Consider the following 24,446-nt stretch of genomic DNA (forward strand, 5'->3'; position numbering starts at 1 on the left):
TCGTAACATATGCTAGAAAAATGTATGAGAACTTACTCTCATACATTTTTTGCAATAAAACTACATATTTGCCTTCTAGCGGGAGGTACATATTATGACATTTTGGCAGTTTGCCTTTAAAAATGTAACACGTAATTCTAGAGCTTATTTCGCTTATTTCGTAAGCAGTTCCTTTTCCATTGCTGTTTTCTTTTCATTTGCCGTTTACTTATTTCATCCGAAATTACAAAACTCTAGCCTGACTGCTGAAATTTCAGGGTTAATGATATTTTCAGAAGTAGTAATTGTATTTTTCTCTTTCTTCTTTTTACTATATTCCATTGGTACTTTTTTAAAAGTTAGAAAAAAACAATTCGGCGTTTTGAGCGTTTTAGGAATATCGAGAAAACAATTACATCGTCTCGTTTTTATGGAAAATATGTTAATCGGTATTTTATCTATCTTTTTCGGTATGCAGTTTGGAATTGTATTTTCACAATTTTTCTTATTAGTAACAGCGAAAATTACACACGTACCGGGCATATTTTTATACTTGCCTATTAATGCGTTTGTTTTAACGACCATCGTTTTCCTTAGTCTTTTTATCATTGTATCTACATTCACACCAATGCTTATCCGTACAAAAAAAGCGGTACGCCTTTTAAAAACAAATGCCGGAAAACAAAAAGAAAAAAAACCATCCATACTTATTTCTTTATTTGGTGCGATTTGTTTATTTGGTGGGTATGCTTTAGCTGGAAATCCGAAATATTTCGTATCAATAAGCCCACAAATAGGTGTTATATATATGGTTTCAAGTATTTTGGTCATTCCAACGCTCGTTACAATCGGAACATATTTCTTCTTTTCACAAATTAGTTTCTTACTTATTTACATTTTAAAAACGAGAAGAAAATTTTATATGAAACGGATTAATATGCTTTGGATTTCTGATTTAGCAAGCCGTATTCGAACGAATATTAATATGCTGTTTATTGTAGCAATGCTATCTACTATCGCTTTCACAATGATTACGTTCTTATATGGATCCGGGAAATTTATTAAGCTAGAGGTTAATAGAACTTCTCCTTTCCCAATTTCTTATTTTTCTTATGATGCAAATCCTTTCGTTACAGAGCATTTAAATTGGCTTGAGCAACAATTACAAAAAGAGCACTTCCCTTATGAGAAAATAAAAGCTGATATATATGAAACACCACTAGAAGAAGATAAAGATGTAGCTATTTATAATGACGTATACGCAATTAAGCAAAGTGACTATAACAAACTTGCTGCTTCTTTACGAATGAAACAACTATTTATGGATAATAACGAAGCATATATTTTAACGGGGACATCTTATATCACTATATTCAACGAATTTGAGCAAAGCTACAAAAGAGATTACATTACACTCTCTAGTACAAATACGAAATTACGAGTAAAAGGCTATGAGCATGTAAACGCAATTCCATCTGGCTTTTCATATCAAACGATAGTTTTGCCTGATGTTATCGTAAATAACTTACCTAGTACCGTAAAGCATATATCAGCATACAATTACAAAATTCAAAACTGGGAACAGACATATGAAATTGCTGATAATTTTATGGGAAAAGTACAAAAAGATCGAGATAATTTCCAATATGAAGGGCCTCTCATTCACTACTTTGAATCGGCAAGCTCTTTATATAAAATAACATCAGGCAGTGCTGCATTCTTTCTAATCGGGACATTTTTAGGAGTTATCTTCTTCATTGGAGCTGGTAGCGTTCTTTACTTTAGAATGTATACGGATTTGACGAACGAACAAGAGAAATATATAACGATTTCTAAAATCGGTGTAACAGATAAAGAGATGAAACGATCTGCAACTATTCAACTTAGTATTTTATTTTTCGTTCCGTACATTATGGCATCCATTCATACAATGTTTGCAACGAAAATGCTACAAGATGTAATTGGTTTATCTTTGTTCAAAGAAGTTGCAGCTGTTCTTATTATTTTTGGAGTCGTTGAAATTTTATTTTTCTTATTCATTCGTTCACTTTATATGCAAAAATTATCACAGTATACGAATGGACAAAACATTTAAAACAAACTTGATGAAAAGAATATTTCTTATACTCTTTTCATCTTCACCCTATTAGGAGGTTTAGGTGAATGACATTTTGGCAGTTTGCATTTAAAAACGTCACAAGGAACGCCAGAGCTTATTTCGCCTATTTTGTAAGCAGTGCGTTCTCCATCGCAATTTTTTTCTCATTTGCAGTTTATTTATTTCATCCGAAATTGCATATGACAGACGTTAATTATGCTCTGAGCATATTAATGACAATTTCAGAAGTTGTCATTGTGTTCTTTTCATTTTTCTTTTTACTATATTCGATTGGTACTTTCTTAAAAGTACGAAAAAGGCAATTTGGGATTTTAACAGTACTTGGCATATCTCAAAAACAATTAAAAAGACTCATCTTTTTAGAAAACATGTTAATCGGTATTCTTTCTATATTTTTTGGCATTCAACTTGGGCTTGTCTTTTCACAGTTCTTTTTATTAGTTACTGCTAAAATTACACATGTACCTGGTTTATATTTATATTGGCCTACAAGTGCCATTATCTTAACCATAATCATCTTTCTTGGGCTCTTCATTCTCGTATCATCTTTTACACCGATGCTCATCCGTACGAGAAAAGCTGTACGCCTTTTAAAAGAAGGAACAAAACAAAAAGAAAGAAAAGCATCCCTGCTCATCTCCCTATTTGGTGCGATATGTTTAATATCTGGATATGCGTTAGCCGCAAACCCATTATATTTTCTGTCGCTAAGTGACACCATTGGGCTTTTATATGCCATCTCTAGTATATTTGTCATCCCATCACTTATTGCAGCTGGAACATATTTTTTCTTCTCACAAATTAGCTTTTTACTCATTCGTATATTAAAAACGCGAAGAAAGTTTTATATGAAACGGATTAATATGCTTTGGATTTCTGATTTAGCAGCGCGCATTCGAACAAATATTAACATGCTCTTTATTGTAGCGATGCTATCAACACTTGCTTTTACTATGATTACATTCTTATATGGTTTTGGGAAGTTCACAAAGTTTGATGAAATAAGGAGAAATCCATTCCCATTTACTTATTTATCACATACTGAAAATACATTAGCTGATGAACATTTAAATTGGTTAAAACAAAAATTTAACGAAGAACAATTTACTTATAAACAATTTAAAACGGATATATATGAAGTATCTTCGGCGGAAGAAACACCGCAGCTCTATTATGCAATGAAACAAAGTGACTATAATGTACTCGCTAATGCATTAAACTTTGATCCACTTACCGTAAAGAATAATGAGTCTTATATCCTTATGAAAGAAATAGATGATCACTTCATTGGAACATTTTATGATAAAGAAAAGAAAGATAGTCTTATACTTACTCAAAACTCTTTACATTTGAAAGTGAAAGACTATAAAAGTACTAGCCCGTTCCCAAGCTGGTTAGTACCGAAGTTACTCATTGTATCTGATGAAAATATAGAAGCTTTATCAACTATTTCCAAACAAATGAGTGTGTATAACTTCAAAGTTCCGAATTGGGAAAAGGCATATAATATCGGTGCTGCATTTAAAACAAAAATCAATACCGACAATGCAGCTATTCAAGCAGAACATGAACCATTCCATGCAAGTGAAGCAAGTGATTCTCTATACAAAACGAAACGAAATGTAGCTTCATTTTTCTTAATCGGAACTTTCCTTGGTGTTATTTTCTTTATTGGTGCTGGTAGTGTTCTTTACTTCCGAATGTATACCGATTTAACAAATGAGCAAGAAAAGTATGTAACGATTACGAAAATTGGTTTAACTGCAGCTGAGATGAAACGTTCAGCGACAATTCAGCTTGCGATTCTTTTTTTTGTCCCTTACATTATGGCATCGATCCATACAATGTTTGCGACAAAGATGCTACAAGAAGTTTTACATCTCTCGTTCTTCGCTGAGATTACAGTCGTACTCATGATTTTTGGAACAGTTGAAATTTTATTTTTCCTTTTAATTCGTTCCTTCTATATGCAAAAATTATCACAACATATTAAGTTTTAAAAATAGAAAGGTGATTATTATGGAAGAAGTATTACACATAAAAAACGTCTCAAAAGTGTATGAAGGAAAAGTCCCTCATACTGCTTTAAAAAATATAAATTTACATGTAGATAAAGGAGAATTTGTTGCTATCATGGGACCATCTGGTAGCGGCAAATCTACATTTTTAAATGTTATCTCTACAATTGACTCTCCTACTTCTGGTGATGTCGTTATTAACGGAAAAAAACCGCACACATTTCGTAGAGAGAAGTTAGCTATTTTCCGCCGACAAGAGTTAGGATTTGTTTTCCAAAACTTTAACCTACTAGATACACTAACAATCGGTGAAAATATCGTACTACCTTTAACATTAGATAATGTTCCATTAAAAGAAATGGACGAAAAACTTGATAACATTTCAAAAAAACTTGGAATTGATCATATTTTGGACAAACGCATTTTTGAAGTTTCTGGCGGACAAGCACAGCGTACCGCAGTAGCGCGTGCTGTTATTCATCATCCTTCACTACTACTTGCTGATGAACCAACGGGAAATTTAGATTCGAAAGCAGCAATCGATGTAATGGAGTTATTTACGAAATTAAATAAAGAAGAAGATGCAACAATTTTAATGGTTACGCACGATCCATTTGCAGCAAGTTATTGTAACCGCGTCATTTTCATTAAAGACGGCGAGCTTTACAACGAACTACACCGCGGACTATATCGTGAGAAGTTTTACCAAGAAATATTAGATGTTTTAGCATTATTAGGAGGAAGACGTGGATGACATTTTGGCAATTCGCATTTAAAAATGTCTCGCGTAATTCTAAAGCATATTTCGCTTATTTTGTAAGTAGTGCTTTTTCTATCATGGTTTTCTTTTCATTTACTGTATACGCGTATCATCCGCGGTTACAAATTATGAATAACTTGCATGAACAAGATCCACTCATGAACTTAGCTGGCATGGCACAGTTTGTTATCGTTTTGTTCTCGTTCTTCTTTCTCTTATATTCTATTGGGACATTTTTAAATGTCCGGAAACAGCAATTTGGCGTTTTAACTGTTCTTGGTATATCTCAAAAACAATTAAAACGTCTTGTGTTTACCGAAAACATGATAATTGGAATGCTCGCTATCTTTGCTGGCATTCAAGGCGGTCTTGTGTTTTCTAACTTTTTCTTACTCGTTACTTCTAGATTAACAAACGCAAAAGGCCTCTATTTTTATTGTCCTACAGAAGCAATTATCGTTACAACCGTAACGTTTATTATTTTATTTCTCATCGTTTCTACGTTTACACCGCTGTTCATCCGTACTCGTAAAACAACTCGATTAATTAAAAATAATAAAAAGGAAAAAAACGAAAAAAGACCGTCTATACTCATTTCATTATTTGCCTTAATCTGTTTAGGCTTATGCTATTATATTGCCGGTTATCCGCAAGGCTATGTAACAGAAACAAATATACGAAATGGCTCTGTCGTCTTTATTATGTTATCTATTTTACCGCTCGTAGTAGTTGGAACATATTTATTCTTTTCACAAACATTTCTTCTCTTTATCTTTATCTTAAAAAAACGGAGAAAGTTTTATATGAAACAAATAAACATGTTATGGATTTCAGATTTAGCTAGCCGTACTCGTAGTAATATTAATGTGCTCTTTATCGTTTCTATGTTGTCAGCACTTGCATTTACAATCATTATCCCGTTATTTGCTGTTAATAATAATACGAAAGCATCAATATTAGAACGATATCCTTTCCCCTTCACATATACGTCTAAAGGGGAAAATTCACTTGAACAAAAACACATTGATACAATTGAAAAAGAGCTTACAAATGCTAATTTTCAATACAACAAACATAAGTCTACAATGCTAAAAGATACTGCTTCAAAAGAAGACATTACTCTTATGAAAATGAGTGACTATAACACACTCGCCAAACAATTAAATAGACCAAAAATAACTCTTGATTCTACACAAGTTTATATTCTTTCTCGTTATTCACCAGAACTCTTAAACCTTGTATCAAATCCGTTTGCAAAGCAAAATACAATTACACTCGGATCGAATAAGAAGGAATTTCATATTAAAGGATTTATTAATAAAGGGATTGAGCCTTCTTTTGCATTGCCCCATTTAATTGTTATTCAAGATGATGTAATTGATAATTTGATTCCTCATATTGAAACAATAACCGTGTATAATTATTTTGTGGAGAACTGGGAAAATGCAATTACTCCAACGAAAAATATGTCACGTACTATCGGTGATGATGCGCGTGATTTTTATGAAAAACATAAAGAAGACAATGAGCGAGTTCCTTTTTCCATTTATACAGCTGCTGATGATCTACACTACAGTAAAGGAAGTTCAATTGCCACTTTCTTTATTTGGACATTTCTCGGCTTTATTTTCTTTATCGGAGCAGCGAGTGTTTTATATTTTCGTATGTATAATGACCTAACTAGCGAGAAACAAAAATATATTACCATTACAAAACTTGGCTTAACAGAATCAGAAATGTTTCGTTCCGCTACAATTCAATTAGGAATTTTATTTTTCGTTCCGTATATCGTCGCTGGTATTCATACCGTATTTGCAATTCAATTTTTACAAAACATGTTTGCTTTCTCTTTACTAAAAGAATTATTAATCGTACTCACTTTATTCGGGATTATCGAGATCATTTTCTTCTTCTTAATCCGTTCTCTGTACATTAATAAATTATCACAGCATATAAAAATGTGAATAAAATGGCCTTGTGCAATATGCACAAGGCCATTTTCAATAGTTTTTAATTAGCAGCAATATCCACCATAGCCGCCGCCATAACCGCCGTAACCACCATAACCACAACCGCCGCCTCCGCCGCCGAAGCAGCTAGCACCGATGATAATTAATAAAATAAACAATACGATTAGAAGCGCAAAACCGCCTCCGCAACCATGGTTTCTGCGGTTACAATCATCATGTCTGTGTTCACACTTTTCGCTCATTACTCTATTCCTCCTTTAGTATCATTCATAACAAGTTCACCTTGCTCTAAATGAGGGGATTCCATTTATAGTATGTTTTCAGGGCGAATAGGAAGCTTGGCTTACCTAAAAACGGGCTTGTTTTTGGAAATGGGCTTCATCAAAAAAAAGATACCAATTAAGGTATCTTCTAAATAAGAGTATTTAATAAAAGCGCAAAGCCAAATGCAATAAATGATAACAATGTCTCAAGTACCGTCCACGTTTTAAACGTTTCCTTCACCGTTAATCCTAAATACTCTTTTACAAGCCAGAATCCTGCATCATTTACGTGAGAAAACATTAATGATCCCGCACCTGTTGCAATAACGAGCAATTCTAAATTCACTCCAGACATGTGCTGAATAACAGGTGAAACAATTCCTGCTGCTGTCGTTAATGCTACTGTCGCTGAACCTGTTGCAATTCGAATTAATCCAGCTACCATGAAAGCTAATACAATTGGTGATAACGATATATGTTCTGCCATTTGTGCAATCGCCGTTCCAACGCCGCTTTCAATTAATATTTGTTTAAATCCACCGCCTGCACCTATAATTAAAATAATGGAACCGACCGGTAGTAAACTTTCATCCGTTAATTTTTTAATGACCTTTTTATTAATTCCTTGTCTTATTCCAAGTAAATAAAATGCTGCAAAACATGAAATAAGTAAAGCAATTACTGGACTTCCTACAAATACAAAAAATTCAGTTATCTTTTTCGGTAATGAAATATATGGTGCCACTACTGATAAAATCATTAATACAACCGGTAATAAAATAATAAAGAATGATACTTTACGACTTGGTAAATCCGTTGATACAGTCGTAACTCGAACTAGCTCTGGTTCATTTTCAGGTATAACCCTTTTATGTACCCACTTTGCAAATATCGGTCCTGCGATAATGGCTGTTGGTAACGCGATAATTAATGAATATAAAAGTACCTTTCCTAAGTTCGCGTTATAAATACCGATTGCTGTCATCGCCCCTGGATGTGGTGGCACTAGCCCGTGCACAATAGATAATCCCGCAATGACAGGTAACGCAATTAATAATATATTTTGCTTCGTCGTTTTTCGAATTGAAATAACAAGTGGTAATAAAATGACGATTCCCACTTCAAAAAATACTGGAATCCCTATAACAAATCCTGCAAATAACATAGCCCACGGTAGTTTCTTCACACCGAAAAATCGAATAAAGAAATCTGCCACTTGCATGCCGGCGCCTGAATCGGACATCATTTTCCCTAAAATTGTTCCGAGAGCTAAAATACCAACTAAATGCCCTAGTACACTACCAACACCAGTTTCATAGGCAGTCACTATTTTCGTTAAATTCAGTCCAGACATGATGGCTAAAAATAAACTCGCAACTGTTAAACTAATAAATGCATGCCATTTCCACCATGATACCCCTAAAATAACAATCACGATCGCAAGTAACGTGACGATTAATAAGTATATATCCATCTCTCATTCCCCTTACTTTTACCCCGTATTTGTGGACAGTAAACACCTTATTGGTGCGGGATGAATCCGATTAAAGTTTCACTTTATAAAAAAGAGGGCGAATACCCTCCTTTTATACGTCATAATTCACTACATAATGCTGCATTTCTGTATTGTAGTAGCCTTCGCTATATTCAATTACTTCGCCAACTTCATCGTAAGAATAGCGCATACGTTTTAATAACGCTGTCCCCTCTTTTTCGCCTAACGCTTCTGCAACAAAACTAGGCGCAAGTCCAACAGCGAATTCATCTCTGAAGTTTTCTAAATGTATACCTCGGTCTTCAACTAAATCATAAAGCGATTGTAGATCAAAATCCGATAAATCTGTACTTGCCATGTGTGCTGAGAAATAGTGCGTATAATGAATATACGGTGCATCATTTAACGTATATAAACGTTCAATACGAAAACTTTCCTTACCGAATAATCGAAATGGCACTGTTCCTTCTTCATTATGAACGACTTCTGCTTTTAACAATTTCTTCTGTACTTTATATCCTTCTTCCACTAACACTTCTGTAAATTTCTTTCCCTTTGACAACTTTGTCGCAGAAGTATTACGGATGACTTTCGTTCCTTTACCGCTTTTCTTTTCCAAATATCCTTCTTGAGCAAGTTCTTTAATCGCATTTCGTACTGTAATTTTGCTCACTTTGAACTCTTCTTCTAACTGTGGTTCAGAAGGAATATTCTTATGAATCGCATATACACCATGCAATATTCGATCACGAATAATATTTTTTATTTGTAAATATAATGGTCCTTTTTTTCTCGTTACGTTCACCGTTACACCCACTACCTTTCTACATCACCTACTGATGCCGTCATTGCCCGAAGTATATCCTTCTCTGATGACATTGGCGTATCACCGACGATTGTATGTGCAAGCATTCCAGCTGCTGACGCAAATGAAACAGCTTTCTCTGGTGCAAACTCTTCTATCTCGCCATGAATAATCCCGCTCGTATAAGCATCTCCAGCACCTATTCTATCATATACAGAAAACGTAAGTGTTTTTGCAAAAGTGAACGCACCATCTTTACATATAAACCCGCGAAGTGAGTGTGTATTATCGCTATTAATAGAGCGATGTGTACCAGCAATTGTAGCGATACTATACGTTTCAGCTACCTTTGGAATAAGATCAACAAGTTGCGCCTCTCGCTCTGTCTCTTCTGTTTTCATTCCAAGAACGAACATTGCATCTTTTTCGTTCATCATAACGATATCAGCAAGAGCTAGTATTTCTTCATAATGCGTTTTCGCTTGCTCATATCCGTCTTCTCCCCAAAGCGATGGACGATAATTACAATCAAAAACGACAATGCCTCCGCTTTCTTTAACTGCTTTCGCTAAAGATTTCATATGATGGCGCACCGTATCATTCATCGCAAGTGTAATGCCGCAAAAATGAACGATATCAATTTCCTTGGCGATTTCTTCAAATTGGTACATCTCTTCACATGCTGTATTGAAGCTACTTTCTAATCGATTTGAATATGTAACGCGGCTTGCACGTGCACCAAATCCATTTTCTAAAAAGTACATACCGACATATTTACCGCCTCTTGAAATAAATGATGACTGAATGCCTAACTTTTGAATGTGCGATACCGCCGCATCTCCAACCGAGTTTTCCGGTAAAGTTGAAATAAGAAACCCTTCATGCCCTAGATGAGAAAGTGCAGCTACCACGTTCACACCTGTACCAGAAAATGAGTAATTTAATGTGTTAGCTTGCGACAACAATTCATATCCTGGTACTTGCAGGCGCATCATTACTTCACCGAATGCTGCAATTTTCTTACGCATATTGATCAACTAACTTCTTCACGACCGCTAATAGCTCACGAACATCTTCTACTTTCGTATTGCCCGTGTCTTTATCAATAATAGAAGAGTACACGTGCGGGATAACTTGCTCTACGTTTGCTTCAAGCGCAATACGTACAATTGTTTCAAAGTTTTCTTTATCAATTCCGCCTGTTGGCTCTAATGCGAATCCTTCTTCTGCACAAGCTTTCGCAACCGCGCGATATTCTTCTTCATGAGCTAAGCCTTTCATTGGGAAGTATTTCAATGAATTTCCGCCCATATCACGTACAAGTGCGATCGCTGTTTTAATTGGAACGATTGCTTTTTCTTCTCCAGCTGCACTAATTGGACCAGTAGAAATGTTTACGTACCCTACTTTTCCTGTTGGTGATACTAAACTATTAATCCAGCTATCTTTTCCGCCAAGATTTGCACGTGTCGCTCCAACTGAAGGGAACACTTGGTTAATATGGCTACCAGGATAATGCTTCGCAATTTCAACTACAACTGCTGCTTGGCGATTATCCCCTGCTCCTAGTCCGATTGATACAGCGTCATCAATTTCTTTTCCGTATGCTTTCATCGCTGTAACAGCTTCTTCTACTGTTGGATAGTCTTTTGATAACACTCCAACAACTACATAACCTTCTGCTGCCTCAAAAATGTCTTTTGCATTTTCGATATTGTTCGCTAATACATTTAATGCTACGCGGCCTTTATAAAAACGTTTTTGAATGTTTGTCATTTTAGTTTCCCCCTACAATTTCTCTCATTTTTTCTTTAATTACATGTATGTCATCACCTTGAAGTGGACGTGGATCAATATCAAAGAATCCTTGTCTTACTCCGTAATCACGTGTATAAATTGCGATTTCCCCTTCGCGTAATGCTGTTACAACGTCTTTTGCTGATTTATTTAACTCGTTCTCGTTAATGTGAATACGTGCTCTAAAGATTGCTCTTCCTGCTTCATCTTGAACGATCGTTACATTTACACCATTTAATTCTTTTAGCGGCATAAGTACTTGTAATAACTCTTTTTCTTGTTCACTTTTATCTTCTTTTACTCCGTACTCGTCAAGCGCTTGAAGTAAACCGAAAGTCGTCTCTTTCCCAACTTTCATACTTCTTCCGATGCAATGTAATTGCACTTTCAGCCACTCGATATATTTTCGTTTACCGCCGACAATACCAGAAGTTGGTCCTTCAATTGCCTTTGAACCGCTATAAATGGCAAGGTCTGAATACTTCACATACTTTTGAATATCTTCTTCAGCTGCTGCATCAACGATAAGTGGTACGTTATTTCGCTGCGCAACTTCCCATGCCTCTTCAACAGAAATCATATTTTTTTGCACAGCATGATGTGATTTCACATAAAGAATCGCTGCTGTATTTTCACCAATCGCATCTTCAATATGCTCTGCTTTCCCTTCATTCGCGTATCCAACTTCTACAAGTTTGCCGCCGCCTAAATAAATCATCGTTTCAACAGGCGCGCCGTATTGAACGTTATGACCTTTTAACATAATCACTTCGTTTTTCGCGATGACTTCTTGATGAAGTCTTTCACTTTTACGGCGATTTCCTTCTGTAACGATACCAGCGATAGAAAGCGCAATTCCGCTCGATGCTGAATTTACAACGACCGCTGCCTCTGAATCTAGAATTCTCGCAATATGGTCTCCTGCTTTATCTACTAAATCCGCAATTTCCACATAATTTTGTCCACCATGTTTCATCGCATCCATAACTGTATTTGCCGGAGCGGATACACCTAAAATACTCATTCTACCGCTCGCATTAATCACTCTTTTTAATCCGTACTTAGCATTCAATGAATGACCCATTGATTACAACCCCTTTCGTATCAATTCTTCTTTCAGCAATGCGCTGATCCCCTTCTGAATCAATTAACGTAATCGGCTCATCTTTCACCGTAAATAAAGTTAAATTTGCAATATCTCCTTCTTGAATACGACCAAGCTCTGGTTTTTTCAGCCATTCTGCTGCATTTTTCGTAACCGCATCAATCACTTCTTCTAGCGGATAACCTAAGTAAAGGAATTTCGAAAGAACGTGAGCCATACTATACACTGGACCGTGTATACGATTCTTCCGGTAAATATCTGTACTAATTGTATTAAAGGCAATATCGTGACGCTTCGCCGCTTCTGCTACTTTAAAAGAAAAACTAGCATTACCATGCCCAACATCTAAATGCACACCGCGATTCACTGCATCTAGTAACACAGGTAGCGGTTTGCCTTCTTCATCAAATAAATTATTGTCTTTCCCGTTTAAGTAATGTGTAATAACATCATCTTTTTCTAAAAGAGGTACAACTTCCTCGATGCGAGGTGGCGCTGAACCGATATGTACCATAATCGGTAATGATGTTTCACGAGATAAATCGCGGGCTACATGAAGCGGTTCAATTCCACTATCACAAACGACACTTTTACTCATTCTCGCTTTTAACCCAACGATTACATCTTTATACTTTTCTACTGCTTCTATTACTTTCTCTTTATCTATCCATTCCATATTGGATAATTCATCAATTCGTTTCAAACCGATGCGAGAAATATTTAAAAAGGCAAATAAATTCGTTTTTGCCTGCTCTCTACTTTGTACTAAATCTGCAATGCGATCAGCTCCGCAGCTACCTGCATCAACAATTGTCGTTACCCCTTGCTTAACGCCAATTTCATCCACCTCATCACCATACGGATCAAACTCTGGAAAAGCATGAACGTGCAAATCAATCCAGCCACTCGATACGTAAGTACCCGAGTAATCAAGAATCGTTCCACCCTCGCCAGCACCAGCTTTCATCACCTGTGCGATTTTATTATTTTCAATTACAATGTCAATCTCTTCCCCGTTCACACGTTTCACATTACGTAGTACGAATCGTTCTGTCATTGTATTTCCACCCTTTTCTATAAGAAGCCATAAGAATACGCTTACATTAAAGTTTCATTTTTATATCTCTTTCACACGTTTAGCGTAACATAAAAAAAAGGAGAAGTAAATATAACGTTATAATGTTTAAAAGTAAATAAAAAAGATGCTCCTCTAAAATGATGATAGTCCCGGAAATTATATCAACGATTTTTCGAATATATCTATCATAACCTGCAATATATCAACGATTTTTCAAATATATCTACCATAACCTGCAATATATCAACGATTTTTCAAATATATCTACCGTAACTCAAAATATATCAACGATTCAACAAGAAATATCGATTTACCGACAAAAACGTCAATTCCTTTCTTATATAAGAAAAGGCTGTCCCAAAATGGAACAACCTCTTTATCTATTCCTGAAACGTCACAATAACCCCATCCATATTGTTCCCGGAAATTTCATACTGCTTATTCGCTGGAACATTCACTTTCATATTCCCCGAAACTTTATGATAAGAAACCGTATATTTCTTACCTTCTACTTCAGTTGAAATCTCTTTTTCCTCTTTTAAGAAATCTAAATATTCCTCTAGTGTGAAATTCTTTTTTTGCATAATTGCACTATGAGGTAGACCGACGTAACGGATATGCCATGGCTCATATTGAATGCCTGTAATATGACTTTTATTTTTCGGATAACGTAAAACAAAGCCGTGCTTCCATACGTTCTCTTCAATCCATCTTCCTTCAGGGGCTCTCTCCATTTTCTTTTGCGTAGATCCAACGTCGAGTGATAATCCTAAATTATGTTCACTATATCCTGCTGGAAGTGCATAATCTGATCCCATTTCTTTATATAATTTACTTTGCTCTTTAAAATCTCGATAGCCACTACTCATTAAGAAATGTTGTACGCCATCTTTTCCAGCCGCATCGACAACGTTTAAAAACTTTTTTACAACATCCTTTGATAAACGAAGATTTCTATCAAATATTACGTAACCTCTTACTAATTCACTATTATGATTTACATTTATAATGTCAGGCCTAATGCTATCTTTTTTTACTGGGTAATCTTTATTAACTAATAACAGATTACCTTTATAAATCTCTTCTTTTGTAATCTCTATCTTTTCAGTATTCGCAGCTCTTACCTTATTATCTTTTTCTGCAATTTTAACATCGATTTCTTTTTGAAATAACGGTGATATATAAACGCCCACACAGATTGTGCATGCTATAAAAAGAGAAATAAATACCCACTTTTTCATTTCTAGTTCCTCCTTAACGTAACTTACGTATAGAATAGAAAAAACTATTAAAATAAAAAGTGGGGTAAAGTTTAAATTTTTATTAAATTGTTAAGTCTCGTCTTTTGGTAATCTCACTTCAAATACCGTTCTAACTATATTACTTTCAGCAGAAATCGTACCGTTATGCTGCTCAACAATATTTTTCGCAATAAATAGTCCAAGGCCTGTCCCGCCACGGTTCTCAGTTCTCGATTTATCACCTGTATAAAACATATCAAAAAGATACGGTAAATCTTCTTCTGGAATGCTATCTCCGTAATTAATAACTTGTACGACAACTTCTTCATTATCGATATACCCATTCATATCAACAAATTGCCCATCATATCCATATCGAACGGCATTTGTTAACAGGTTCTCAAATACTCTAGCTAACAATTTTCCATCACCGTTAATCGGCAAATGAGGATCAACATTCAATCTAGCTTCTAAATGATGTTTTTCTAATAACGGATACAATTCCTCATCTAACTGTATAAGTAGCTCATTTATATCAATCGGCTTTGTATCCAACTTTAACATGCCATAATTCATACGTGTAATTTCAAATAACTCATCGATTAAACTTTCTAGCCTTTGCGATTTCGTATATGCAATCGTGGAAAAATGTTTAATTTGTTCTTTTGTTAAGTTCTCATCTTTAAGAATTAAATCTAAATATCCTAACACGGATGTTAATGGCGTTCTTAAATCATGAGCCAAATTCACAACGAGCTGATCTTTACTACTTTCCGCAAAGTCTCCTCGTTCAACCGCTTCTTTTAATTTCTCACTCGCAACATTTATTTCACGCGCGATATTTCCAAATTCATCATTTGATGAAACTTGAACTTTATTTGTAAAGTTACCGTTCGCAAGATGATGAATTCCATTAGAAATTTCACTAAAGTATTTTAAATACGGTTTTGTCAAAAAGAAGAAAAAGATAATAGATAAAGGGATAAAGAAAATTAAAAAGAAATTAATGTCTCCAAATTCTCTTACGATTGACCTAAATTGCGCTAAAGGCTCTTCGTAGCGCACCATCGTTTTATAATACAGCTGCAATCCTTTATAAATGATATAAGTTACAGTTGCTGCGAGCACCATACTTAACGCAAATAAGGCAATCATTTTAAATCGAAAGCTTTTCATCATGTTACCCATTGAAAGTATAACCTACCCCCCACACTGTTTTTATTAACTTATCCTTTCTTTTATCTTCTCCAAGTTTTTTCCGCAATGTGCGAATATGTACCATAACTGTATTTCCGCCTTCATAATAATCATCTGCCCATACTTGTTGAAAAATATTTTCCACATTGTACACTTTCTTCGGATGGCTCGCTAATAAATATAAAATATCAAACTCTTTCGGTGTTAATTCAACTTGTTCTCCGTACACATTTACTGTTCTTCGCTCAGGATCGATAACGACTCCGCCTACCTCTAAAGCAGATTTATTCGCCGCTACTTTCGGCTGATTTAGTGTAAGAAATCGGCGTAATTGTGCATTTACACGTGCGACTAATTCAATCGGTGTAAAAGGTTTCGTCATATAATCATCTGCACCTAATACAAGACCTGTCACCTTATCAAAATCAGATGTTTTCGCACTTAAAAAAATGATTGGCATATGATGCTTCGCGCGAATTTGACGCGTCACTTCATACCCATCCATTTTCGGCATCATAATATCTAAAACCACTAAGTCGATTGGCTGCGTTTCAATAATATGAATTGCCTCTTCCCCGTCCGCTGCCTTCACAACATGGTACCCTTCTTTTTCTAAATGTATCTCAATTAAATCAGCAATTTCTGCCTCATCATCCACTATTAAAATTGAAATGCGCTTCATTTTACTCCCCCTTTACCCCGCTATATGCGGGCAGTAAGACTCCCAACTCAAAATTCGGGTGAATCAAAGAAGTTAGGTGGAAGATCAACTGCCCATAAAAGCCCGATTGGTTCAACTAATAACCAGTGGGGATGCCCCCACTGATTAAAGTTTCACTTTATACGCTCGATTGTAAACTAGTCTATCCAATTTGTACAATACGAAAAGGTTACTCGCAGGAGTAACCTTTTCGTATTGTACTGTGATAGTAAATGAAATTATATCGACGATTTTCCAAATATATCGAACACAACTTGAAATATATCAACGATTTTTTTAATATATCGACTTACCGACAATTAACGACAAAATCCTATCGCTATTTGCGGGCATCCTGATTAAATATTAAATTCACCGCTCCAAAACTATCCGCTGCTTCGTAATTTCCGCTAACCTTCCGCGGTCAACTTCATACTCAGCATCAACGCTTTGCGGTACAATCACTTTCCCGCCCTCAAGCATCACTTCCGGCGAAATAATATCCTTCTCCCAATGTCGACTAGAAGCGGATATATCACCAGGAATCGTAAAGTTCGGCAATGAGGCGAGAGCAACATTTTGAGCTCGTGAAATCCCCATCTCTACCATACCTCCGCACCAAACAGGTATGTTATGCTCCATACAATAATCATGGATTTGAATCGACTCCGTTAATCCGCCCACTCGTCCTGGTTTAATATTAACGATGCGGCAACTACCAAGCGTAATCGCAACGCGTGCATCTTCTAAACTATGGATACTTTCGTCTAAACAAATCGGCGTTTCAATTTTCTTTTGCAGCTGTGCATGATCAAGAAAATCGTAATCCGCTAGCGGTTGCTCAATCATCAGCAATTGAAATTCATCTAATCGTTTCAATTTCTCCGTATCCGCTAACGTGTACGCTGAATTTGCATCAGCCATTAACGGGATATGCGGGAACTCTTTACGAATTTCTTTCAATAATTCGTAATCATGCTCTGGCTTTATTTTTACTTTAAAACGCTCGTATCCTTCTTCCGCGTACTTCTCGATTTGTTTTAACATAAGCGGAATCGTATTGATTCCAATTACAACACCGACTTCAATTTCAGCCTTCGTTCCGCCAAGCACTGTCGCTAGCGATTTGTTTTGACGCTTCGCATATAAATCCCAAACAGCCCCTTCAATTCCCGCCTTTGCCATTCGGTTTCTTTTTATATGCTGGAACAAACTCGGCACTTCATTCGGATGAGAAATTTCAGCCTTTAATACATCCGGTAATAAAAAGTCTTGCAGTACATGCAGCGCCGTCTTCACTGTTTCTTCCGTATACCACGGTTCAGAAAATGCAACGACTTCGCCAAATCCAATGCACCCGTCCGTATCTTCTAATTCAATGACGATACTTTCACGCTTTTCATAAGTTCCGTAGCTTGCAGCAAACGGAATGACGAGTGGCATTTCTGTTATATAAAGTGTCGCTTTTTTTATTTCCACTTACATCTCCTCCACTAATTGTCTTAACTCTCGTCTTAACAATTTTTTCGAAGCGTTTCGTGGCAATTCCTCTAAGAAACATGCTTTTTTTGGCACTTTATATTTCGCTAATTTCTCCTCGCAAAAATGAAGAATTTCTTCTTCTGTTACCTCTCCGCTTTTTACAACAAAAGCAGCGGGTACTTGTCCCCATTTATCGTCAGTCATACCGACAACACCAGCTTCCGCTACCATCGGATGAGAAAGCAACACTTCTTCAATTTGAGCCGGATATATATTCTCTCCACCAGAAATAATTAAATCACTGCGGCGATCTAATACGTATAAAAATCCTTCTTCATCTAAATAACCAAGATCACCAGTATGAAGCCATCCGTTTTGAATTGTTTCGCGCGTCGCATCTTCACGATTAAAGTAACCGCCTGTTACGTTCGGTCCTTTTACTACGATTTCCCCTTCCGCAAATGGCGGTACTACTACACCATCTTTTTCAATACGAAGTTGGCACTGAAATAGTGGTTTTCCAGCTGATCCTACTTTCGTTAACATGTAATCTGCGGATAACGTACAAATTTGCGAAGACGTTTCTGTCATTCCGTACGTTTGATACACAGGAATTTCTTTTTCTACACATGTTTCGAGTAACGGTTTCGGGGCTGGTCCTCCGCCAAGTAACATGCATCGTAAAGAAGATGGATATGTCTCTCCTCCAAGCATCTCTAATAAATCAGTTAACATTTTAGAAACGACAGAAATGATCGTAACACCTCTCGTTTGAAGTGCTTTATGAATGAAATTCGCATCATATTTCGGAACGAGTAAAATGCGCATTCCGTACATAATGTTTTTCATTAAAAGGGAAAGACCGCCAACGTGGAACATCGGCATACAAGCTAACCAGCAATCATCATCACGAAGCCCTAAATTAAGCGAAGAACCGACTGCGCTTGCCCAGTGATTACCGTATGTTAAAATAACGCCTTTCGGTTTCCCTGTCGTCCCTGACGTATAAATGATTGTCATCGCTTCTTCTAAAGGGAATTCTTCTTGTATAGAGGCTTCCTCCTTTGGCCCATTCATCACTTCGGCGAACGAATATACAGGAACATCTTTAGCATCAAATTCTTGATCGGTCACTAAACAAATAACTTCAGCATCATCCATTTGCCAAAGTAGCTCTTCTCTTGAAAGACGCGTATTTAAAAGCACAGCTACTGCCCCTACATACGATAGGGCGTGAATAACTGTAATCATCTCCATACCATTTTTCATCAGAACAGCCACCTTTTGCCCTCGCTTCACTCCAACATGCGTGAGGTGTTCACAAACAGATACTACTTTTTCATGCAGCTGCATAAAAGTAACTTTCTCCTCCTCTATTTCAATTGCAGTTCGATCTGGTGTTAAAAACGCACGTTGCATTAACCAATTTGGCATAGTTTCCATCATACATTCTCCTTTCATGAAAGAAAGAGACTTGATATGACATCAAGTCTCTTAGTTGTTTTGTTTCCGGTTGATCTTTTCGTTCCGTCTCACTTTATTGGCGAGCCGCTTTCGCTTTTGGTTTGATCACGGGAAACGAGGGAATTGACCGAAGTCCGGACTGCGTTTTTCTTTGAATGCGTCGCGACCTTCTTTTGCTTCGTCAGTTGTGTAGTACAATAACGTTGCATCTCCAGCTAGTTGTTGAATACCAGCTAGACCGTCTGTGTCTGCGTTGAATGCAGCTTTTAGGAAACGAAGTGCCATTGGGCTGTTTGCTAAGATTTCTTGTGCCCATTGTACTGTTTCTGCTTCAAGCTCTTCTAATGGTACTACTGTGTTTACTAAGCCCATATCAAGCGCTTCCTGTGCGCTGTATTGACGGCATAGGTACCAAATTTCGCGAGCTTTCTTGTGGCCTACCATACGAGCTAAGTAACCAGCTCCGTATCCACCGTCAAAGCTTCCTACTTTAGGACCTGTTTGTCCGAATACAGCGTTGTCTGCAGCGATTGTTAAGTCACATACGATATGAAGTACGTGTCCACCACCGATTGCATAACCTGCTACCATTGCGATAACTGGTTTAGGAATTGCGCGAATTAGACGTTGTAGGTCTAATACGTTTAAACGAGGGATTTGGTCGTCACCTACATATCCACCATGACCGCGAACTTTTTGGTCGCCGCCAGAACAGAATGCACGTCCACCTTCACCTGTTAAAATGATAACGCCAACATTTGCATCATCACGAGCGTGTGCAAAAGCGTTGATTAACTCCATTACCGTTTTAGGACGGAATGCGTTATGTACTTCAGGACGGTTAATCGAAATCTTTGCGATACCATTGTATGTTGAATAAATAATATCTTCGTAATTGCCTTCTTTTACCCATTCAATAGCCATTACAACTACCTCCTTGTATATTTCTGATCTCCTCTATAAGTGTAGCTTCCTTCTTAGATGAAAAAGCATCACTGCATAGTTTTTAGAAATCCCTTTACTATTGTATCAAACTTTTCCGGTTGTTCCACATGAATTGCATGGCCAGCACCATCAATTTTGACAAATTTCGCGTCAGAGACGCATTTTTCAATGTTTTTTAATATGCGAAAGAACTTTTCATCATGCTCCCCATTCATTAAAAGAACAGGTATTTTTAAGTTTTGCAGCTCGTTCCACCATGAAGGCTGAGCCCCTGTTCCCATGCCGCGCAAGCTATTTGCAATTCCTTTTGGATTGTTAGCAAGTCTTTCTTTTCGCACTGCTTCTTGTACGTTTTGTGCTAAACGTTTTTGCGTTTCAAACAGCGGAATATTTTCCCACATCGTTACAAAACTATTAATGCCTTCTCGCTCAATTTTATCGGCAAGTCGCTCATCTTTTTCACAGCGTTCTTTTCTAGCCTCTTCACTTTCAAGCCCAGCTGTACAATTTTCTAATAAAAGAGAATGTACATACTCTGGATATAGACATGCCATCGTAATCGCCAGTCTACCGCCCATTGAATAGCCGAGTATGTGCGCTTTTTCAATATGAAGGTAATCTAGTAGTTCTTTCATTTGCAATACTACATTTCGAATATCATAATGAGTCACATCTTCAGGACTTTCCGTTTTTCCGTGCCCCACAATGTCTACTAAAATGACTTGAAACTGCTCACTCCAAGAAGGAACGAAGGAACGCCACGTTTCCATACTTCCCGTAAAACCATGAAGAAGTAGAAGTGGTTCCCCGCTTCCGACCACTTCATATTCATACGATACACCTTGCAGCGTTACGTTCATTTTGATTCACCTTGCAACGATGTAGTAATTACGTCCTGCGTTTTTGCCCACAATTTACGGTGCAATGTTAAGTTTTCATCACGGTTCGTACAAATTTCTACAACGTGTAAACCTTCCGTCGTCGTTCCTTTTTGTACCTCTTCTCGGAATTGCCCCCAACCATTTACACGGCTAAATGAACCGCCGTACATTTTAACAACATGCTCGTAATCAAGTCCAATTGGCGTTCCAAATAATGATTCGAAATGTTCCTTTTTCTCATACTGTGGTAAGAATGAGAAAATACCACCACCGTCATTATTTACAACGACAATTGTTATATTTAATTCATGTAATTTTGCGGCTAATAATCCGTTTAAATCGTGATAAAATGATAAATCACCGATCACTAATACGAGCGGATCGCAAATAATGCTCGCTCCTAAAGCTGTCGAAATGATTCCATCAATCCCGTTTACACCGCGGTTTGCCATCACTTGAATATTTTTATCCGATGTGAAGAAGAATGAATCTGTATCACGAATTGGCATACTATTACTTGCAAATAACGTTGCCCCTTCTGGTAATACGCGGACGATATCCGTAATGACTTTCCCTTCAAATGCCGTTTCATATGTTTCCATTTCACGAAGCATTTCCTTCGTTTTTTCGTTTATATGTTTCCACATTCCGAACCAATCATTCTTTTTCATAACTGGCATTTTTTCTATTAGTGCCCTGCAAAATGCAATATCACTTGCCTGTACAACTTCTGTCGCAACGAGAGCTGGGTCTCTCCATTGGCCAGATTCTTCAACAACGATATGAACGGCTTTCGTCTGTTTTTTAATGAACTGCGTTAATGCTTTCGAAACAGGCATACCACCAAAACGAATCATAACTTCTGGCTTCCACGTTTCTTTTAACAATTCATTTCGTAAAAATGTATCGTAACAGTCGATTACCATCGTTTTATCGTGATGTCCGCTACGAATGTTAGAAAGTGGATCCGCTAATATTGGATATCCCGTTTTCTCAGCTAGTTCTGCCGCAAACGCTGCGATTTCTGAATGACTATCATCTCCACAAATAATAAGCCCCTTTTCCATATGTGAAAGGCGCCCTACAAGAGAATCTACATATTCACTCGGCATCATCACGTTCCCTTGCTGAACTACTCCTGTATATTCTCCGCGTCCTTTATCCCATAAACTTTCTAATGAGAAATCTGGGATAAGCGGCTCGCGAACTGGAAAATTAAGATGAACAGGTCCTTGCGGCGCTAGAAGTGCGCTTGCTATCGTGCGCTGCGTCGTCATGCGAGCATAATGATACATCGCTTCACTCGCTTCTGGAAGTGCCATCTCTGTAAATTGCTTCACAAATGTACCGTATAAATTGAATTGATTCATCGCTTGTGGTGCACCAACATCTCTTAATTCATGCGGTCTATCTGCCGTTAAGACGATAAGCGGCACTCGTGAATGAAAAGCTTCACATACAGCTGGATAGTAGTTCGCTGCTGCCGTTCCTGACGTACATAATAATGCAACAGGGCGTTTTTTTGCTTTTGCGATACCGAGTGCAAAAAATCCCGCTGATCTTTCATCTACATGTAAATATGTGTTCATTCCTTCATGTTGTTCCATTAGTAGAGCAATCGGTGTTGACCGTGAGCCTGGACTAATGACAACATCACATACATTTAGACGCGTCAGTTCATCCACGAACGCGCCTAAATAATATGATAATGCTTCTATATGATTGTTCATTTCATTAATTCCTCCAAAGCACCAAGCATCGGTCTAAACTTCAAGCTTGTTTCTTCATATTCAAGTTGCGGTACTGAATCAATTACAATCCCGCAGCCGGCAAATAAGGATGCTTTCGCGCCGTTTAATAATCCGCAGCGAAGTGCAACCGCAAATTCACCATTTCCTTCATCATCTATCCAGCCAATCGGGGCACCATATAGCCCTCTGTCTAACAATTCAACATCACGAATCAGTTTCATCGCTTCCAAACGAGGTGTCCCGCCAAGAGCTGGTGTTGGGTGTAATTCTTCTACCATTGTTAAAAGACTTGCATCGCCTTTTGCCTCTACAGGCGTATATAAATGAATTAAGTTTTTCGTTGTTAATAAACCCGGACTTTCCGGAATATTAACGGATTCGCAGTGCTCACTTAGTACCCCTCGAATCATGTTCACAACATAACCGTGTTCAGCTAAATTCTTTTCATCATGAAGAAGCGCATTACTATTTCGTTTACTTTCTTCTATAGATTGACCATGACCAGTTGAACCAGCAAGACACATCGACGTAAACTTCTCATCTTCTTTGCGAATTAACCTCTCTGGCGTCGCTCCTAAGAAGCATGCTCCTTTATAATCAAAAGAAAATACGTAACAATCTGGTTGCCCAATGCGAAGTGCTTCTAAAACAAGAGCAGAATCAATATGATGATTCATTTCTACTTTTAGCTCCCTCGCTAATACAACCTTCTGCACGTTCCCCTGCTTCATCTCATCTTGCACTTTCTCAATGGCCTTCATCCAGCCTTTCGGATCTACTTCTACTTTAGAAGTAACTGTTAATTTCGATCCTTCTAGTGCACATTTACTCTCCCAAAAAATTTTCTCTTCTAAAGAAACAATTTCATTATAAAGAGTTTCTGCACAATCAGTTGCTGAAACGAATGTATTCATTGTTAACCATGCTTTTTCATTTTTTACAGTTAATAAAAATGCTGGTAGTGAAAATGTCGTATCATCAAATTCTTTCCATAAGTCGGTTTTCTCTTTTTCTTGGTCAAATGAAAATCCACCAAATAAAAGAGGACCTGTTCCAAATTCGTATCTTTCTCTTTGTACAAATGCTTTCTCTTTTACTTTATCCCACTCGTCACGAGCCGTTTGAAAGCGTTTGTGAGAAGAAGTTGCTATAGTGAAAACAGAGCCAATTCCAGCAAATATTACATGCTGAGCTGGGTCTGCAAAATAACATCTATTTTCGAATGAGATCCTTTTTCCCGCTGCATAAAACAGAAGCGGATCTATCCAGTCTATTTGTTTTACGAAGCTAACCAATATTTTTTCATCAGTTGCACGCTTAATGGCTGCACTAAGAACTTCTTGCAAGCCTATTTGTTTCGTTTGAATCACAATTGTCTCCCCCCTATGGGCGAAAA

20 protein-coding genes are annotated in these 24,446 nt (G+C 37.1%); 4 read left to right on the forward strand and 16 right to left on the reverse strand.

What is annotated here, in order from left to right:
* The first annotated feature begins 94 nt into the window (after nt 1-94).
* The 4 genes from QCI41_RS14785 (at nt 95) to QCI41_RS14800 (ending at nt 6,840) form a co-directional block, all read left to right on the forward strand.
* Entirely contained in the window at nt 95-2,074 is a 1,980-nt protein-coding gene (locus QCI41_RS14785) for an FtsX-like permease family protein (RefSeq protein WP_353837202.1), read from the forward strand.
* A 68-nt stretch (nt 2,075-2,142) separates the two neighbouring features.
* Entirely contained in the window at nt 2,143-4,098 is a 1,956-nt protein-coding gene (locus tag QCI41_RS14790; protein WP_353837201.1) for an FtsX-like permease family protein, read from the forward strand.
* Nucleotides 4,099-4,117: 19 nt separating this feature from the next.
* Nucleotides 4,118-4,870: an ABC transporter ATP-binding protein gene (locus QCI41_RS14795; protein WP_000393250.1), complete on the forward strand. Its 753-nt coding sequence runs from the start codon at nt 4,118-4,120 to the stop codon at nt 4,868-4,870.
* Nucleotides 4,867-6,840 carry an ABC transporter permease gene (locus QCI41_RS14800; protein ID WP_353837200.1) on the forward strand — a complete coding sequence of 658 codons (1,974 nt, stop codon included), beginning with the start codon at nt 4,867-4,869 and terminating at the stop codon, nt 6,838-6,840. Before QCI41_RS14795 ends, QCI41_RS14800 begins: the two co-directional genes overlap by 4 nt.
* A 50-nt stretch (nt 6,841-6,890) precedes the next feature.
* Here the strand turns inward: QCI41_RS14800 and QCI41_RS14805 are convergent, their stop codons facing one another.
* The 16 genes from QCI41_RS14805 to QCI41_RS14880 form a co-directional block, all read right to left on the reverse strand.
* The gene (locus QCI41_RS14805) at nt 6,891-7,088 is read right to left on the reverse strand and encodes a YjcZ family sporulation protein (protein WP_001290407.1); all 198 of its coding nucleotides are present in this window, start codon (nt 7,086-7,088) and stop codon (nt 6,891-6,893) included.
* Nucleotides 7,089-7,257: 169 nt separating this feature from the next.
* On the reverse strand, nt 7,258-8,583 hold the full coding sequence (gene gntP / locus QCI41_RS14810) for a gluconate permease GntP (RefSeq protein WP_353837199.1): 1,326 nt from the start codon (nt 8,581-8,583) through the stop codon (nt 7,258-7,260).
* Between the two features lie 112 nt (nt 8,584-8,695).
* Entirely contained in the window at nt 8,696-9,421 is a 726-nt protein-coding gene (locus QCI41_RS14815; RefSeq protein WP_353837198.1) for a GntR family transcriptional regulator, read from the reverse strand.
* A complete protein-coding gene (locus QCI41_RS14820; RefSeq protein ID WP_353837197.1) occupies nt 9,421-10,437 on the reverse strand; it encodes a sugar kinase in 1,017 nt (338 codons plus the stop codon). The genes QCI41_RS14815 and QCI41_RS14820 overlap by 1 nt, the downstream gene beginning before the upstream one ends.
* On the reverse strand, nt 10,430-11,185 hold the full coding sequence (dagF, locus tag QCI41_RS14825; protein ID WP_353837196.1) for a 2-dehydro-3-deoxy-phosphogluconate aldolase: 756 nt from the start codon (nt 11,183-11,185) through the stop codon (nt 10,430-10,432). The genes QCI41_RS14820 and dagF overlap by 8 nt, the downstream gene beginning before the upstream one ends.
* Nucleotide 11,186: 1 nt before the next feature.
* A complete protein-coding gene (locus tag QCI41_RS14830) occupies nt 11,187-12,290 on the reverse strand; it encodes a DgaE family pyridoxal phosphate-dependent ammonia lyase (protein ID WP_088082652.1) in 1,104 nt (367 codons plus the stop codon).
* Nucleotides 12,268-13,368 carry an amidohydrolase/deacetylase family metallohydrolase gene (locus QCI41_RS14835; protein WP_353837195.1) on the reverse strand — a complete coding sequence of 367 codons (1,101 nt, stop codon included), beginning with the start codon at nt 13,366-13,368 and terminating at the stop codon, nt 12,268-12,270. The genes QCI41_RS14830 and QCI41_RS14835 overlap by 23 nt, the downstream gene beginning before the upstream one ends.
* 401 nt (nt 13,369-13,769) lie before the next feature.
* Nucleotides 13,770-14,630: a M15 family metallopeptidase gene (locus QCI41_RS14840; protein WP_088082650.1), complete on the reverse strand. Its 861-nt coding sequence runs from the start codon at nt 14,628-14,630 to the stop codon at nt 13,770-13,772.
* A 90-nt stretch (nt 14,631-14,720) separates the two neighbouring features.
* Nucleotides 14,721-15,818: a sensor histidine kinase gene (locus tag QCI41_RS14845; protein WP_353837194.1), complete on the reverse strand. Its 1,098-nt coding sequence runs from the start codon at nt 15,816-15,818 to the stop codon at nt 14,721-14,723.
* Nucleotides 15,811-16,509 (reverse strand): response regulator transcription factor, encoded by a 699-nt coding sequence (locus tag QCI41_RS14850; protein WP_353837193.1) that lies wholly within the window; start codon nt 16,507-16,509, stop codon nt 15,811-15,813. The genes QCI41_RS14845 and QCI41_RS14850 overlap by 8 nt, the downstream gene beginning before the upstream one ends.
* A gap of 390 nt (nt 16,510-16,899) precedes the next feature.
* Nucleotides 16,900-18,006: an o-succinylbenzoate synthase gene (gene menC / locus QCI41_RS14855; RefSeq protein WP_353837192.1), complete on the reverse strand. Its 1,107-nt coding sequence runs from the start codon at nt 18,004-18,006 to the stop codon at nt 16,900-16,902.
* Complete coding sequence (locus QCI41_RS14860; protein ID WP_353837191.1) at nt 18,007-19,452, reverse strand: o-succinylbenzoate--CoA ligase; 1,446 nt, start codon at nt 19,450-19,452, stop codon at nt 18,007-18,009.
* A gap of 126 nt (nt 19,453-19,578) precedes the next feature.
* On the reverse strand, nt 19,579-20,397 hold the full coding sequence (gene menB, locus QCI41_RS14865) for a 1,4-dihydroxy-2-naphthoyl-CoA synthase (protein WP_000963888.1): 819 nt from the start codon (nt 20,395-20,397) through the stop codon (nt 19,579-19,581).
* Nucleotides 20,398-20,465: 68 nt separating this feature from the next.
* On the reverse strand, nt 20,466-21,278 hold the full coding sequence (gene menH, locus QCI41_RS14870) for a 2-succinyl-6-hydroxy-2,4-cyclohexadiene-1-carboxylate synthase (protein ID WP_353837190.1): 813 nt from the start codon (nt 21,276-21,278) through the stop codon (nt 20,466-20,468).
* The gene (gene menD / locus QCI41_RS14875; protein WP_353837189.1) at nt 21,275-23,029 is read right to left on the reverse strand and encodes a 2-succinyl-5-enolpyruvyl-6-hydroxy-3-cyclohexene-1-carboxylic-acid synthase; all 1,755 of its coding nucleotides are present in this window, start codon (nt 23,027-23,029) and stop codon (nt 21,275-21,277) included. Before menD ends, menH begins: the two co-directional genes overlap by 4 nt.
* Nucleotides 23,026-24,420 (reverse strand): isochorismate synthase, encoded by a 1,395-nt coding sequence (locus tag QCI41_RS14880; RefSeq protein ID WP_353837188.1) that lies wholly within the window; start codon nt 24,418-24,420, stop codon nt 23,026-23,028. Before QCI41_RS14880 ends, menD begins: the two co-directional genes overlap by 4 nt.
* Nucleotides 24,421-24,446: the final 26 nt, after the last annotated feature.

The organism is Bacillus cereus group sp. MG4, from assembly GCF_040460055.1.
GTDB lineage: Bacteria > Bacillota > Bacilli > Bacillales > Bacillaceae_G > Bacillus_A > Bacillus_A wiedmannii.